Here is a 13186-nt window from a genome sequence, read left to right as displayed (position 1 = left end):
TCTGTGACCACCGGAGAGACCTGCGCCTGTCCTGCCATCATGGCTGACCGAACCGCTGTGGGACCAATTCTCGGTGCTTCTGCCCGAGCGGCCGGTGTACCACCCGAACCATCCGCTGCGGTGTCACCGCCCGCGTATTGGTGACCGGATCGTGTTCGACAAGCTTCTGCAGTTGCTGCGCTTCGGGTGCTCCTACGAGGCGATAGCCGACGCCACGTGCTCGGCCAGCACGATCCGAAGCCGTCGCGACGAATGGATCCGGCTCGGGGTACTCAGCCGGTTCAAGCAGATCGCGCTCGAGGGCTACGACCGGATCGTCGGTCTCGTGCTGGGGCAGATCGCGGTGGACGGCGCCATCACCAAGGCGCCGGGCGGCGGCGAGGCGGCCGGGCGCTCGCCTGTCGACCGCGGAAAGCAGGGCCTGAAGCACTCCGGGACGACCGACGGCTACGGCATCCCGCTTGGCCGGGTTCCGGCCGGCGCGAACCGCCACGACTCCCCGCTGCTGGCACCCCCTCTGGACCGTCTGGGCGATCCCGGCCCGCTGCCCGATGAGATCACCGTGCATCTGGACGCCGGCTACGACTCGACCAGGACCCGTGCACTCCTCGCCGGACGAGGCCTGCGCGGCCGGATCGCCCACGAGGGCGAGAAGACACCGATCCAGGCGAGCCGACGCCGGCACGTGGAGCGCACCCATGCCTGGCAGAACGCCTTCCACCGCCTTGCCCGCTGCTTCGAGCGCCGCACCACCGTGATCGACGCCTTCTTCGGCCTGGCAGACACGATCATCACTGTCCGCAGCCTCATCCGCCGAGCCTGGACGACCCGCCGCTGGGACGAGCGCCCCCGCCGACGTCCGTGACCTCCCTGCTGGCGGCACTGCCCACGGCTTCGGGCGACAATGACAGCCCCGGAGGACAGGACAACACATGCGGCGATTCGCACTGCCCTGGGGCGAACTTGAGGTGTTCGCCGCCACTGAGCCCGTCCCCGCGGCCCTGCGACCCACCACCGAGGCCCTCGCACAGCTCGAGAACCGCTTCCGTCCGGCACTCCTCCGGCCGCACCTGCGACCAGAAGCTCCCTACGTGGCGGTCTGGCCCGCGAACCGACCAGCACCCGACCTCACCGGGAACGCCACACCGGACCCGCATGCCCTGGAAGAAGTCGTCCTCGCGGAAATCCACACCCTGACCTGCCACGCCTGCACAGCACGCTTTCGAGCCGTCTACCCCGACACCGGACTCCCGATCTTCGGACGGCACATCGGAGCACACCAACTGACCAACGGCTGCCCCCGCTGCGGTAGCGATTTCGCAGCGTCGCGGATCCAGGCCCTCACCTTGCTGCCACTAACCTGACGGCCACCTCGTCACAGCCCGTCACAGCGGCCGTGATCCGTCAGCATCTACCAGCCCACCCGCCTATCCGCGCGAGTTGCTAGAAGTCATCTCAACTGGTGGTCGAGCTGCCCGTGTGAGTCAGCGGTCAGCGCAGGCACGGTGGTTTAACCGCGATGTGAGACTTGCAGCATGGACATGGGGCGTGAGTCGCGATGGGAAAAGGACGCAATGACGGTGGAGATCGTCTTCGCTCTGGTGACTGCCGCCGTGCTGGCTGGGTTAATTTTTGTCGTCGCCTGGACTCTCGCCCTGACCCTTGACCTCTCTGGTTCGGTAGAGAGACGCGTGTTGGCGGGGGGCGCACTGCTCGGAGCGGTGGCCGGGGTGTGGCGTCTTGTACGGGTGCTGCTGCGGTTCGACAAGCAGCGCCGCATGGGCCGCTGACCACGGGCCTTTCCTTTACGGCCGGTAGCCTCTCAGCGTGGGGATCGTTGAGCGGCTGGTGCCGGATGAGCTGTGGGAGTTGTTCCAGCAGGTGGTGCCGGAGGCGCCGTCGCGGCCGCAGGGTGGTGGCCGGCGACGCCACGGTGACCGCGAGGTCTTGGCCGCGATCGTGTTCGTCGCGACCTCGGGCTGCACGTGGCAACAGTTGCCCGCGGTGTCGTTCGGGCCGTCCGGCGCGACGGCCCACCGTCGGTTCGCCGAGTGGACGAAGGCCCGGGTGTGGGCCAAGCTCCACCGCCTGGTCCTCGACGAACTCGGTGTCCGCGGTGACCTGGACTGGTCGCGGTGTGCGATCGATTCGGTGAACATGCGGGCCCTGAAAAGGGGGACCTGACAGGTCCGAATCCTGTCGACCGGGGCAAGAACGGCTCGAAGATCCATCTGATCACCGAGCGGACCGGTCTGCCCCTGTCCGTCGGCATCTCCGGGGCCAACGTCCACGACAGCCAGGCCCTGATCCCGCTCGTGAAGGGCATACCCCCGATCCGGTCCCGTCGAGACCCTCGCCGGCGCAAGCCCGGCAAGCTCCACGGCGACAAGGGCTACGACTACCGCCATCTGCGGCAATGGCTGTCACCGCGAGGCATCCGGCACCGCATCGCCCGCAAGGGCGTCGAGAACTCACAGCGACTCGGGCGACACCGCTGGTCCATCGAACGCACCATGGCCTGGCTGGCGGGCTGCCGCCGACTGCACCGCCGCTACGAACGCAAAGCCGAACACTTCCTCGCCTTCACCAGCCTCGCCTGCACCCTCATCTGCTACCGCCGACTCACCAAATGAGATGACTTGTTAAGGAAGAAGCAGCGGGCAGCAGCCTTGTCCCGCCGGTTCTGTATGAGGATGTCGAGCACGTCGCCGCCGGCGTCGACGGCCCGCCACAGGTACTTCTGCTCTCCGCCTATCTTGATGAAGACCTCGTCCGGGTGCCATGTCCGCCGGGCCGGGGCCGCCGTCGGCGCAGGTCGTTCGCGTAGCCCTGCCCGAACTTCGCGCACCAGCGGCGTCATCGTCTCATGGGAGACGATGACGCCGCGCTCGAGCATCAGTTCCCCGCCCTAGCGGAAGCTGAGGGGGAAGCGGTGGTACAGCCGTACGCAGTGGGAGATGATCTCCACCGGGTACCGGTGACCCTCGTACGACGGCGGCGCGGACGACACGAGCGAAACCCTCCCCGGCACGATCAACTCCAAGATCATCCCAGGCCGGTCAGCCAACGTGACAACGCCCTTGGCGGGGCTCAGCGCCCGGAGGACAGCACCGGAGTGCCTACGGTTTGGTGTCCCGGCCCGGCCGCCGGGCCGACGGCGGGTGCGGCGCAGCGGCTCCGGCCGACGCGCAACGGTCTGAACGCACCCTGGTCCCCGGCCGCGGCCGTACCGCCCATTCCGCCCGTCCCTTGCTCCTTCACTCGAGCCAGGGGACATGGGCCAAGCGGCGGCAACGGGGATGCCAGCGGTCCGACCACGGCGAAACAGCGTGGTGACCTGCGCGAACGCGAGGGCGGCTTGTCGGGTCGCGCAACAGCAGGAGCACCCCCTGGCACAACCTCCGACGCAACAGCCGGGCGCACCTCTTGTCGCAACCTCGTGCTCTGGTCGACCGAGGCGCACGGTCATCCGCCCGGACGGCGCCCCGAGGGCGGGCCGGCCGGCGCAGCGCGGGGCCCGCCGGAGCCCGGTCCGGCGTCGCCCAGGCTTGGGCAGCCGCTGGCGGCGCGGCTTCACCTGGTGTGCGGCCGTCGGCGGCGTGCACCGTGCGACGGGAAACGCGACGAACAGGCCGTGACCGCGCGGAACGGCGTCGCCTACGACCGGTTGCCGGCCGAATACCTGCCGGAGCCGTCGGCCGCCAGGGGCGTGTGCACCCGCATAGCGGCCTGGGCGACACAGTGTGGTGGACGGCCGGCGCATCCGTGCAACCGGCGGCCGTCCGCGCCCAGCTGCAGGCGGATACCGAAGCCGCGGCACGTTCCAGAGCCGCCGAGCAGGCCTGCCGGGCGTCCGCTGAGCGGGCCTCGGCCGAACAGTGCCTACGGGGTGCGTTGCATCAGGCACGGCGCTGGCAGGCGGAGCAGGCACGGCGCTCAGGCACCGATGACAACCGGACAGGTCTCGCGGACGGCCACGGGGAATCGAGCGCCGGTGACGCAAGGCGTTGGTCTGCCGCACTCCGTGCGCGTCCGCCGGGCACGGTATGGAACCGGCCGCCCCGTCCCGACCGCGTGTCCCCGCGATCGCAGTCGGCAGATGCGAGTTGGAGGGGGAACCGGCTGCCGAGACCGGGCCGAGACAGGGTCTCCGTGCAGTCGAGTTGGCATCGCGAACTCCGCGCTGCGCCGGAGGCCCTGCCTTCACGCACCGACCCGACCGACGCCCGGCCAGGCACCCTGGCCGATCAGTACCGTCCTCGTGATCGGATAGGGACAACGGCTCCTCAGTACCAGTACCAGACGCGGGAAGGCTTGCTGTGGAAGATGCGTCGCATCGCTGCGGCCATGGCTGCTCACCTCCTTCCGGTGTCGTGTCCGGGTCCGCCGTGGCGTGGTGTGCGGTGGAGGGTGAAGGGCCGTGGGACGTTGCCTTCGGCCATCACCGCACGCGGGTCACCGTCGACAACGGTCAGGCGGGCGTCTTGCACAAGGGCGGTCAGCGACTCGGACAGCAGCGTCTGGGCGACCACCGCGCCGGCGCAGATGTAAGGGCCCGCGCCGAACGGCATGTAGGAGCCGTGTCGGCCTGGCTCGTCCCAGCGCTCGGGCCGGAACACGTCAGGGTCGGCCCACCGGTCCGTCTCGTGGTGCATCAGGTACGGGCTGACGGAGAGCAGATCCCCGGGCCGGAAGACGACCCCGCCGAACTCGACGGTGCGGCAGACGGTCCGCCCGAGCAGCCAGGGGACGGGGCGGTGCCGCAGCGCCTCGCGCACGATCTGGTCGGCGGGCCAGGGCCACGGCGAGTCGGCCTTGTGGTGCAGGCAGGCCAGGAGGACCGACCACGCGAGTGAGGCGCTGACGGGGACCACGATGGCCCGGTACATCATCAAGTGCAGCTCGGCCACGGTCCGGTCGGCCATGTCGGTGCTGGGGCAGACGCCGAGCAGGGCATCCAGCACATCACGCGGCTCACCGACGGGTTGCTGCCGACGGTGTCGCACCTCGTCGGTCAGAGCGGTGAGCAGCCTGGCGCGCAGGATCTCGGCCCGCGCACGCTGCCATGTGTGCGGTGCGTGGAACACCACCCCTCCACGCACCGCGCGCCGGGCCCGCTCGCGTGTGGTGGCGGAGCTGTCAGGGTGCAGGAGCAGGTCATCCAGGCAGCGGTGCACGAGCTTGTTGCCGGCGGCGGGCCATCGGCTGACCGCGGGGAGTTCGGTCACCGCACGGGTCAACTCGGCCCGGTACCGCGGCAGGCCTGCCCGCATGAAATTCCGTACCGCGTGGCCGACTTCTAGCTGTGCCTGTCGCGTGGGCAGCAGTTCGCCGAAGAATCCCGACTTGCCGGTGTTGTACTCCGGGCTTCGCAACAGCGTCTGCGCGAGGTCCGCGTCCCTGACGCAGTAACCGCCCCAGGGAAGCCTGAAGACGTCCGTCGTGCAGTGGCGGCGGGCAGTGTCAATGGATTCCAGTGGGTCGCGCAGGAATCGGCGCCTTTCCCCGACCCTCATCGAGCCGCCTCCTCAGCGAGTTCTTCCCGGGGCCACAGCGTTTCCGGCGTCGCCCTCCCCCGCCCGAGAAATCCCCACCCCCGCCGGCGGAAAACCGACCTGGCAACGCTGTCACTCGAGTGAGGGACCGGCCGAAGTGACCAGCCGGAGGCGAAGCCTGGCTGCGGGCCTTCATGAAGGACGTCAAGCGAGATGACGTCAAGCGAGATGCGGAGGCATGGCCGGCGCTCGCCGACTCGGCGGACGCCGGCGGGCAGTCGGGCGCGCCCCGCAGCCGTCCTGCTTGGCCGAGGTACTCGATCGCAACCGGCGTGAGGGGTCTCTGTCTGCGGTGTGTTCGTCGGCGTCCGGTGGCAGCAGTCGGTCCCGCCCTCGCCGGTCCGCCTTGCCCGTTCCGACACCCCCGCACCGGCCGGAGCCGACGCCCAGCGGTTCGGGCAGCGGTCGGCGCGGCTCACTCCGGGACCGCGTCGTCGCCCGCTTCGATCAGTCCCGGTGAGCCCGGACAACAGTCGGGTCCCGGTGGGCGACCGGGTCAGGTGTCGTACTCCTGGACGCGCCGTCCGTGGGCGCGCGGTCAGCCCGGGCAACCGGTCCGTCAGTTCCCTGAGGACGGCCTGCACGTCCGGGGTGAGCGGGACGGGGTCCCGCATCAGGACGCGGCCGTCGACGACGGTCGTACGGACGTCGGCCGCGCGGGCGGCTCCTGGATCGTGTAGCTCAGGTGGAACGCCGGCCGATCACCGTCCTGGCCGGCTCCAGCGTCCATCGCTGGTCCCCCCAGCCATGTGCAACCGGTCCCTTGGCCAACTCCGCCCCCAACTGGTGGACCGGGGCCTGCTGGTCGACCTGAGCGCGGTCCCGGCCGGGACGCTGCACCGTCCCGGCCAGGTCGACCAGGTCTGCCGGCGCGAGGACCTGGCGGCCCTGATCGCCGCCGACACCCCCCTCGGCCCCGAGCAGGCGGCCGCACGGCTCAGGGTGCGCAGGATCGGGATCGACTGGATGGTGCGGCTCGGCTGGATCCGCTCCCCGCAGTCGATCGAGGTCCGTTTCGGCGCCAACCGGGCCGGGGCCGTCGACGTCGCCCTCTACGCCACCGCGTCCGTCGACGCGATCCCCGCCGCCCGCCCCGAAGTCGACTGGGAGCAGCTGCGCACGATGGGGAAAGGCCGGTGCTCCCCGCTCGCCGCGCCGACCAAGCAGGCCGCTCCGGCCCGAACCAGGCCCCCGCCCGGCGGCGATGCCTCCCCCGTGCCCGGCCGAAGAACTGCGTAATCCCCGGTACCACTTCCATGAACGCCTTTGTCCGGGGCGTCGCGGGCCGCCTCACAACTGGCCATACTGGTTGTTGAGTTTCCGGACTCGAACCGACCGACGGGGACGTGATGGCGGGCAGCACGGGCACGACGCGAGGTTTCGTCCTCTTCGCGACGGCCGCGACGTTCCTGGTCGCCCTTGCTGGCGCGGCTGCCGTTCTCATTCCCGTGCACGGCGCTGCGGCGCACGGTCTGTGGCTGTTCGGCGGCTGGTCGGTGATCGCGGCGGCCGCCGTGTGGTGCGCCGAGGCGGCCGTCGCCCGCGTCCGGCGCAGCCGCCGGTCCACTCGCCAAGGGGAAACGCGGACGCTGCACCTGTACACGACCGGGATCGTGGCGACGGCCTTCGTGGGCGAACTGACCTTGATCGTCGCCAGGCTGACCCGTGGACAGGAGGACGCGACGGCCTGGGCGGCCGGAGGGCTGTTCCTCGCGCTGCTCGGCGCGGCGTCCTGGCGCACCGCCGACGTCAGCGACCGCTATGGATCGGCCAGTGGCCACACCCCGTCCGACGGCATCCTCACGATCGCTCCCTTCGTCCTGTCCGAGGCGTGCGGCGCCTGGCTCACCGCCCGCTTCGCGGTCGAGGGGCCCCTGTGGGCGGCCTGGGCCCTCGGTGGCGCGATGGTGGCACTGGCCGCGGGTTTCTGGCTGTCCGACTCGCAGGACTGGTCGGCCCACGACAGGTACCTGAAGGTGTTCGGGGCCGCCGGGGCTCTGGGCGCGGGCGGTGTGGTGGCGGACTTCGCGCTGAGGGGCGAGACCATGGCCGCGTGGTGGGCGGGCGGTATCGCGGTGGGCGTTCCGCTGCTCGTCGTCGGTGCGCTCTGCCTCACCTCCGCCCTCCGCCGAAGGGCCACCGGCCGTCGCGGCCGGACCGCTCCGCCCGGGGCGCAACTCGCCGGGATCCTGGTCCCGCTGGCCAGTGTCGCGTGGGCGATGTCCCATGGGGAGCCGTGGAGCGCGGCGGACTCCGGCGAACGGCTACTGCGGGTCGGCTGGCTGGCCGCGGCCGGCGCCGTTCTGCTGCTGGTGCAGAACGGCGTGCTGCTGTGGACGGGAACCGGACAGCCGAGGGGCTGGACGGCCGACATGGCCCGGCGCGTACGGGAGCTGGCGCTGGAGGAGGCCGGGTCCGCGGGCCGTCCGGACCGCTCCGGCCGGCTGTCACGCGGGTATGCCGGGTACGGGCCCGGGTGGTCGTCCCCGGAGGGCGAGTGGGACTGGGAGCGGGAGCAGGCCTGGGAGCGCGAGCGGGAGCGGCTCCGGGAGCGCGAGCGGGAATGGGAGCGAGAGCGGGAGCGGAACTGGGAACGCCGCCTGCGCGAACTGGATTCGACTCCGGACAGCGTCCCCACCTGGTGGCGGCGTCTCGCACAGCCCCTCCGGTCCGCCGCCGTGATCCAGATCCACCGGCGTACGGCCCTCACCACCGGCCTCGCCCTCGACGAGGTCTGGCCCCGGATCGCCCTGGTCGCCTCCGACGAGGTCCTGCGACAGGTGCGGCGCGGGGAGCGGGGCGTCCTCGTCTGGCGGATCACCGTCGCCGCCGCCCTGTGCACGGCGGGCGCCTGGCTGCTCATCGCGCTCACCGGCTTCGGCGGTTTCCGCTACACGGACTGGCGGCCCGTCCCGCTCGTCTGGGGGCCGCTGCTCGTGGCGGCGATAGCGCTGGTGCAGGCGCGCAGGCTGCTGGCCGAGGTGACCCAGGCCAAGGCGGACGCGCTCGAGGTCTACCGGTACGACCTGGCGAAGCGCATGCACATCACCCTGCCGCCGGACCCCTCGGGCCCGTACATGATCCGGTTGGCCCGCGCACTGAGCGGTGCCGAGCCCTCGGACCGATCCGAGTGGCACCGGCCGCGGGAGCAAGAGCTTCCCGACGGCGCCCGGCTCGACGAACTCGCCGACCTCGTGGCGCTACGGGTACGGAGCGGCGTACGCGCCGAGGTACGCCAGGCGATCCGGGAGAGGTACGCCTCACACGACCCGCGGAGGCCGGCCGGTGCCGCCGGCTCGGACCTCGACCTGACCGCCCTCGCGCGGGAGGTCGCCAACCGGGCGGCCGGCCCCGTCGCCGAAGACCTGAAGAGTCATCTGAAAGACCATCTGACGGAGCTCCACCGGCAGTTCGAACGGGACGTCCGAGCCGCGATCCACTCCTCGATGAAGGAGTCCATGGCCGGCCCCGCCCTGTCGAACTTCGTCGGCTACCTCGCAATCGAGCTGGACCGCGGGCAGCAGGACGTACGGGCTGACGGCTGCGCGGTCACGGCACCGGCGGGGCAGCGGGTGAAGTTGTTCGTCTCCGTCGTGCGCGACCCGCGCGCCCGTGACCTCCCGTCGGTCGTCACAAGCACTCCGGGCCGGGACTTCTTCGTCTTCGAGCCGGTACGCGTCGAGGGCGGCAGGGACACCCGTACGGTGTCCTTCGACGCCATGGCCGACAGTTCGACGCTCACCCCCCTGCCACAGCGCAGGAACCTCCTCGTCGAGAACGAGCAGCAGACGGCTTTCGAGTTTCAGCTGCCCGAGGAGGAGGGCGGCCACGAGGTGTGGTTCCAGCTCTACCAGGCGGGCCACCTCGTCCAGGTCGTCGCCCTCAAGGTGGAGGCCCGGGCCCCGGCAGGAGCGACAGGCGACGTATGAGCGAGGCACGGCCGCCGGACGTCTCCGTACGCGTCCTGACCACCGACGAGGCGACCCGGCTGGAGTTCACCGCCAGGCGCCCCGGCGTCGCACCCGTGCACGCCACCCTGCTCGGCAGCGACGCCCTGCCCAGGGTCCGCCAGGAACTGGACCGGGGGCTGACCCGCCTCAAGGACGAACTCACCGCGTTCGACGTCGAGGACAAGGACCTCAACCGGGTCTTCCAGAGCCTGCACGGCCTCGGCCGCACCCTGCTGTTCATCCTCTTCGGCGGACAGCAGGCCGTCCTCAGGGAACTCCAGGCGTTCTGGAACAACGCCCTGCCGTACGGCATGATCCCCGAACTGCCGCCCCCGCTCGTCGAGTGCGTCGGCGACCGGGACGGCTTCCTGCCCCTGGAGTTCCTGCCGCTGTTCCGGATGTTCCCAGGCGCACCCGTCGAAACCCCGGACGACTTCATCACCGCCTGCCGGACCCTCGTCGGCTTCTCGTGCGTGGTGCGCCGGGCCATGTTGCCCGCCCCGGTTCACGGCGGCCTCACCCTGCATACCGGCCCCCACGGCCGGGTCCCCGCCCGCTACCTGTACTACGAGCACCTCGAAGGAGCCATCGAGGAACTGGCCTGGTTCAGCAGTGCCGGAAGCGCGCACGTCGACCTCGAAGGCCCGTACCCCAACGGCGCGGAACGCGCACCGAGCCTGGCAGAGCAGATCTTCGACCCCCGGCTCCTCCTCGACGGCACCCGCCGTGAACTGCCCGATCAAGTACAGCACTTCGCCTGCCACTGCTACACCCGCTCGGACGACACACTCGCCTCCGAGATCGAACTCAGCGGAGCGGGACACCACTCGCGCACCACGCTGGGCGCCCTCGGAGCGGACCTCGTCGCCCTCGGCGCCAGCCAGGACCTGCGCGACTTCGACCTTCCGCTGGTGGTGATGAACGCCTGCGGGTCGGGCCGGATGCGCGTCCCGGGAGCTCCGTCGTTCCCGTACCTCTTCCTCATGAACGGCAACCGCGGCTTCATCGGCACCGAGACCGAGATCCCCGACGACATCGCCGCGGCGTTCTCCACGGCGCTGTACGAACGCTTCCTCGTCCGCAGGATCCCGCTGGGCAGAGCACTCCTCGAGTCCCGCCTGCACCTCCTGTACACGCTGCGCAACCCGCTCGGCCTCACGTATGCCGCCTACGCCGATCCCGGCCTGCACGTCCGCCCGACACCCCAGGAGAGACCCCGTGCCTCAGCCCCAGCCCACCCCTGACACCACGAAGACCATCAGCGTCCTCGGCTTGGAGGACACCGACTCGGGCCGCACCGACCGGCTGACCCTGCGACGCCTCGAGGAATGGCGGGCCGCCCGCACCGAGATTCCCGCCGAGGAACTCCGCTCCCGCCTCGGCGACTTCGTCACGACGATGCAGGACGTGATCGCCTCGCTGCCCCAGCGCGCGGGCGAGTTCCAGCTGAACGAGGTGACGTTCAGCGCGGAGGTGAGCGCAAAGGGAACGGTGTCCCTGCTCGGGTCCGGTGGCGAACTGGCGGGGCAGGCGGGGATCACCTTCACCTTCACCCGAAGCTGAACCGTCCGTCCCGGCACTGTCACGCCGGCCGGCGGGGCGGGATGGTCTCCGGACCGGTCGTGCCGGAGGGAAGCCGTCCGTGGGGAACGCGCTGCCGTCGTACAGAGGGCACCGGTACCCGCTCGAGGTCATCTCCCCCTGCGTACGGTTGTGCTTCCGCTTCCCGCTCGGCTCCCGCGAGACGGAGGAGCTGATGCTCCAGCGCGGCGTCATCGTCTCCCATGAGACCATCCGCCGATGGTGTCCGGAGTCCGGACAGGTCTACGCCGACGGACTGTGCCGCCGCCGGCCCCGCCCTGGGGACAAATGACACTCGGACGAGGTGTTCACCAAGGTCGGCGGAGAGCCGAAGCACCTGCGGCGGGCCGTGGACGCCGACGGCAACGTGCTCGACATCCTGGTGCGGAGCCGCCGGGACAAGACCGCGGCCCGGTGGCCAAGCCCGCCGCGGCCCGCTCCGGGGCGGGCGACCTGGCACTGCTCCGCGCCCGCTCGGCACCTGGAAGCCGCGAGTGACACGTGGCTGACGGAACCCCGCGTCGCCGTCGTGGCCGAGGGCCGCCCGCTCGCGGACCGCGCCAAGGTGAGCCTGGCCGGGGAGCCGGTGGCGACGGGGCCCGTGGCCGGTGGGCAGGAGCGTGCCTCCTGGGCCGGGGGCGGCCTCGAAGACCGCCCCGGGCGGGAGGGGCCCGCAGGGCGGGACTCCCTGATGATCCTGGCCCCGGTCGGATTCGGGCAGGCGATCGCGTTCGTGCCCCGGTCGGTGCCGCCGCGGACTCGCACCGGCGGCATCGCGTGCTGCGCGTGCGGGGCGGGCCTGCTGCCCGGTTCCCGCAGCCGACGTGGCACGGGTCCAGCACTTCCGAGCCGTCGCCCGGCTCGTCCGGCCGGCGTCGGAGGTCCGGGGGACGGCGGCCGCCCGGCACGGCAGCCCGCCGACCGGGGAACCGGCGGATGCCGGGCACGGCGCCGCCCCGGCGGTCGACGGTGGGGACCGCGAGGACGCGCGAAAGGGGTGCCGGACGGCCGGGCCCCGGCCGGCCGATGACCGAAGCGGCGGGGGCCCCGTCTGCGCGAGGAACGCCGGCCGTTCCCCGGGGGCCCCGGCAGCTTTCTTCGGCGGCGGTGAGGACGACAGCCTGACCCAGCCGCACGACGGCGGGTGTCTGCGCGCCGTCGCTCACCCGCGGCCCCGGGCGGCCTGCGGAACCTTTGCCCGGGGGCGGGGCGTTGAGAGGGTGTGCGCGCGTGAGCGGGTGCGCCCTTCGAGGCTGACGAATACCGAGGTGACGGCGATGGCAGTGTGGGACCGGCTCAAGGACCAGGCCAAGGCTCTGCAGCAGGGTCAGGCGGGGCACGGCGCGACCGGCGGGCACGGCGCGGCCGGCGCGGCCGGCGGGCTCGGCGGTGGGGCGAGGTCCGGCGGAGGCGGCAAGGCCCAACTGATCGGCCTGTTCAAGACGCAGCTCGGTTCGCTGAAGAACGAACTGAAGAGCGGGGCGTACCGGGACGCGAGCATGGCCATGTGCGCCCTGGTCGCGGCGGCCGACGGGCACGTGGACCCGGCCGAGCGCCAGCAGGTCGAATCGATGATCCTGAGCAACGACGTGCTGCAGAACTTCCCGCCGGAGCAGCTGCGCCAGCGCTTCGGCAAGCACGTGGACCAGCTGACGAGAAACTTCCAGCACGGCAAGGCGGAGGCGCTGCAGGAAATCGCCAAGGCCGCCAAGAAGCCCACCGAGGCCCGGGCCGTCGTCCAGACCGGCATGGTCGTCGCCGGCGCGGACGGCCACTTCTCCCAGGCCGAGGCGGAGGTCCTGCGCGAGGCCTGCGCGGCACTGGGGCTGTCCCCGGCCGAATTCCAGCTCTGATCCCGGGCGGTCCTGCGCCAGTCCGGACGGCCGAGCCGGCGCGAGTCCCCGCCCGGAATCCAGGGTTCGTCTTCCAGGATCACCGCGTGATGGATCATGGTGTGGTGGTACGTCGTCACGAGCTCGCCGATCAGGAGCGAGAACCGCTCGCTGCGCTGATACCGCGAGCAGCAAGTCAAGGCCCGGCTTCCGGGTCGAGACAGCGTGACGGCGGTGGTGCCGGCCGGGTCGGCACTAGGGCCTGTGC

9 protein-coding genes and 4 pseudogenes are annotated in these 13186 nt (G+C 71.4%); 9 read left to right on the top strand and 4 right to left on the bottom strand.

Annotated features, from left to right (window positions below):
• Positions 1-31 precede the first annotated feature (31 nt).
• The 3 genes from ABD363_RS11400 (at position 32) to ABD363_RS11390 (ending at position 2633) form a co-directional block, all read left to right on the top strand.
• Positions 32-865 carry an IS5 family transposase gene (locus ABD363_RS11400; RefSeq protein ID WP_344602356.1) on the top strand — a complete coding sequence of 278 codons (834 nt, stop codon included), beginning with the start codon at positions 32-34 and terminating at the stop codon, positions 863-865.
• Positions 866-1535: 670 nt separating this feature from the next.
• Complete coding sequence (locus ABD363_RS11395; protein WP_344602294.1) at positions 1536-1790, top strand: DUF6332 family protein; 255 nt, start codon at positions 1536-1538, stop codon at positions 1788-1790.
• Positions 1791-1833: 43 nt separating this feature from the next.
• Positions 1834-2633 (top strand): IS5 family transposase gene (locus ABD363_RS11390; protein WP_344602354.1). Its coding sequence is split into 2 segments (ribosomal slippage): positions 1834-2169 and positions 2172-2633, totalling 798 coding nucleotides; the frame shifts between segments, so codons are not numbered across the junction.
• A 14-nt stretch (positions 2634-2647) separates the two neighbouring features.
• Here ABD363_RS11390 and ABD363_RS11385 read toward each other — a convergent pair.
• The 4 genes and pseudogenes from ABD363_RS11385 to ABD363_RS32630 form a co-directional block, all read right to left on the bottom strand.
• Positions 2648-3010 (bottom strand): annotated as a pseudogene (locus ABD363_RS11385) (IS6 family transposase); the annotation flags it as partial.
• A 1345-nt stretch (positions 3011-4355) separates the two neighbouring features.
• A complete protein-coding gene (locus ABD363_RS11380; RefSeq protein WP_344602292.1) occupies positions 4356-5516 on the bottom strand; it encodes a cytochrome P450 in 1161 nt (386 codons plus the stop codon).
• A 535-nt stretch (positions 5517-6051) separates the two neighbouring features.
• Positions 6052-6220: pseudogene (locus ABD363_RS11375) on the bottom strand (amidohydrolase); the annotation flags it as partial.
• Positions 6221-6222: 2 nt separating this feature from the next.
• Positions 6223-6341: pseudogene (locus ABD363_RS32630) on the bottom strand (IS630 family transposase); the annotation flags it as partial.
• On the opposite strand from ABD363_RS32630, the gene ABD363_RS11370 reads away from it, so the two are divergent.
• From ABD363_RS11370 to ABD363_RS11345, 6 genes and pseudogenes are all read left to right on the top strand, one after another.
• The gene (locus tag ABD363_RS11370) at positions 6303-6794 is read left to right on the top strand and encodes a hypothetical protein (protein ID WP_344602290.1); all 492 of its coding nucleotides are present in this window, start codon (positions 6303-6305) and stop codon (positions 6792-6794) included. The pseudogene ABD363_RS32630 and the gene ABD363_RS11370 sit on opposite strands and share 39 nt — an antisense overlap.
• A 110-nt stretch (positions 6795-6904) precedes the next feature.
• Entirely contained in the window at positions 6905-9484 is a 2580-nt protein-coding gene (locus ABD363_RS11365; protein WP_344602288.1) for a hypothetical protein, read from the top strand.
• Positions 9481-10749: a CHAT domain-containing protein gene (locus ABD363_RS11360; protein WP_344602286.1), complete on the top strand. Its 1269-nt coding sequence runs from the start codon at positions 9481-9483 to the stop codon at positions 10747-10749. The genes ABD363_RS11365 and ABD363_RS11360 overlap by 4 nt, the downstream gene beginning before the upstream one ends.
• Positions 10724-11068: a Pepco domain-containing protein gene (locus tag ABD363_RS11355; protein ID WP_344602284.1), complete on the top strand. Its 345-nt coding sequence runs from the start codon at positions 10724-10726 to the stop codon at positions 11066-11068. The genes ABD363_RS11360 and ABD363_RS11355 overlap by 26 nt, the downstream gene beginning before the upstream one ends.
• Before the next feature lie 79 nt (positions 11069-11147).
• Positions 11148-11501: pseudogene (locus ABD363_RS11350) on the top strand (IS6 family transposase); the annotation flags it as partial.
• 862 nt (positions 11502-12363) lie between these two features.
• The gene (locus ABD363_RS11345; protein ID WP_344602282.1) at positions 12364-12939 is read left to right on the top strand and encodes a tellurite resistance TerB family protein; all 576 of its coding nucleotides are present in this window, start codon (positions 12364-12366) and stop codon (positions 12937-12939) included.
• The last annotated feature ends 247 nt before the right edge of the window (positions 12940-13186 follow it).

The sequence above is a fragment of the Streptomyces glaucus genome, from assembly GCF_039533365.1.
Lineage (GTDB): Bacteria > Actinomycetota > Actinomycetes > Streptomycetales > Streptomycetaceae > Streptomyces > Streptomyces glaucus.
Note: the sequence above shows the minus strand (reverse complement) of the source record. Positions and strands in the feature narration are given on the sequence as shown.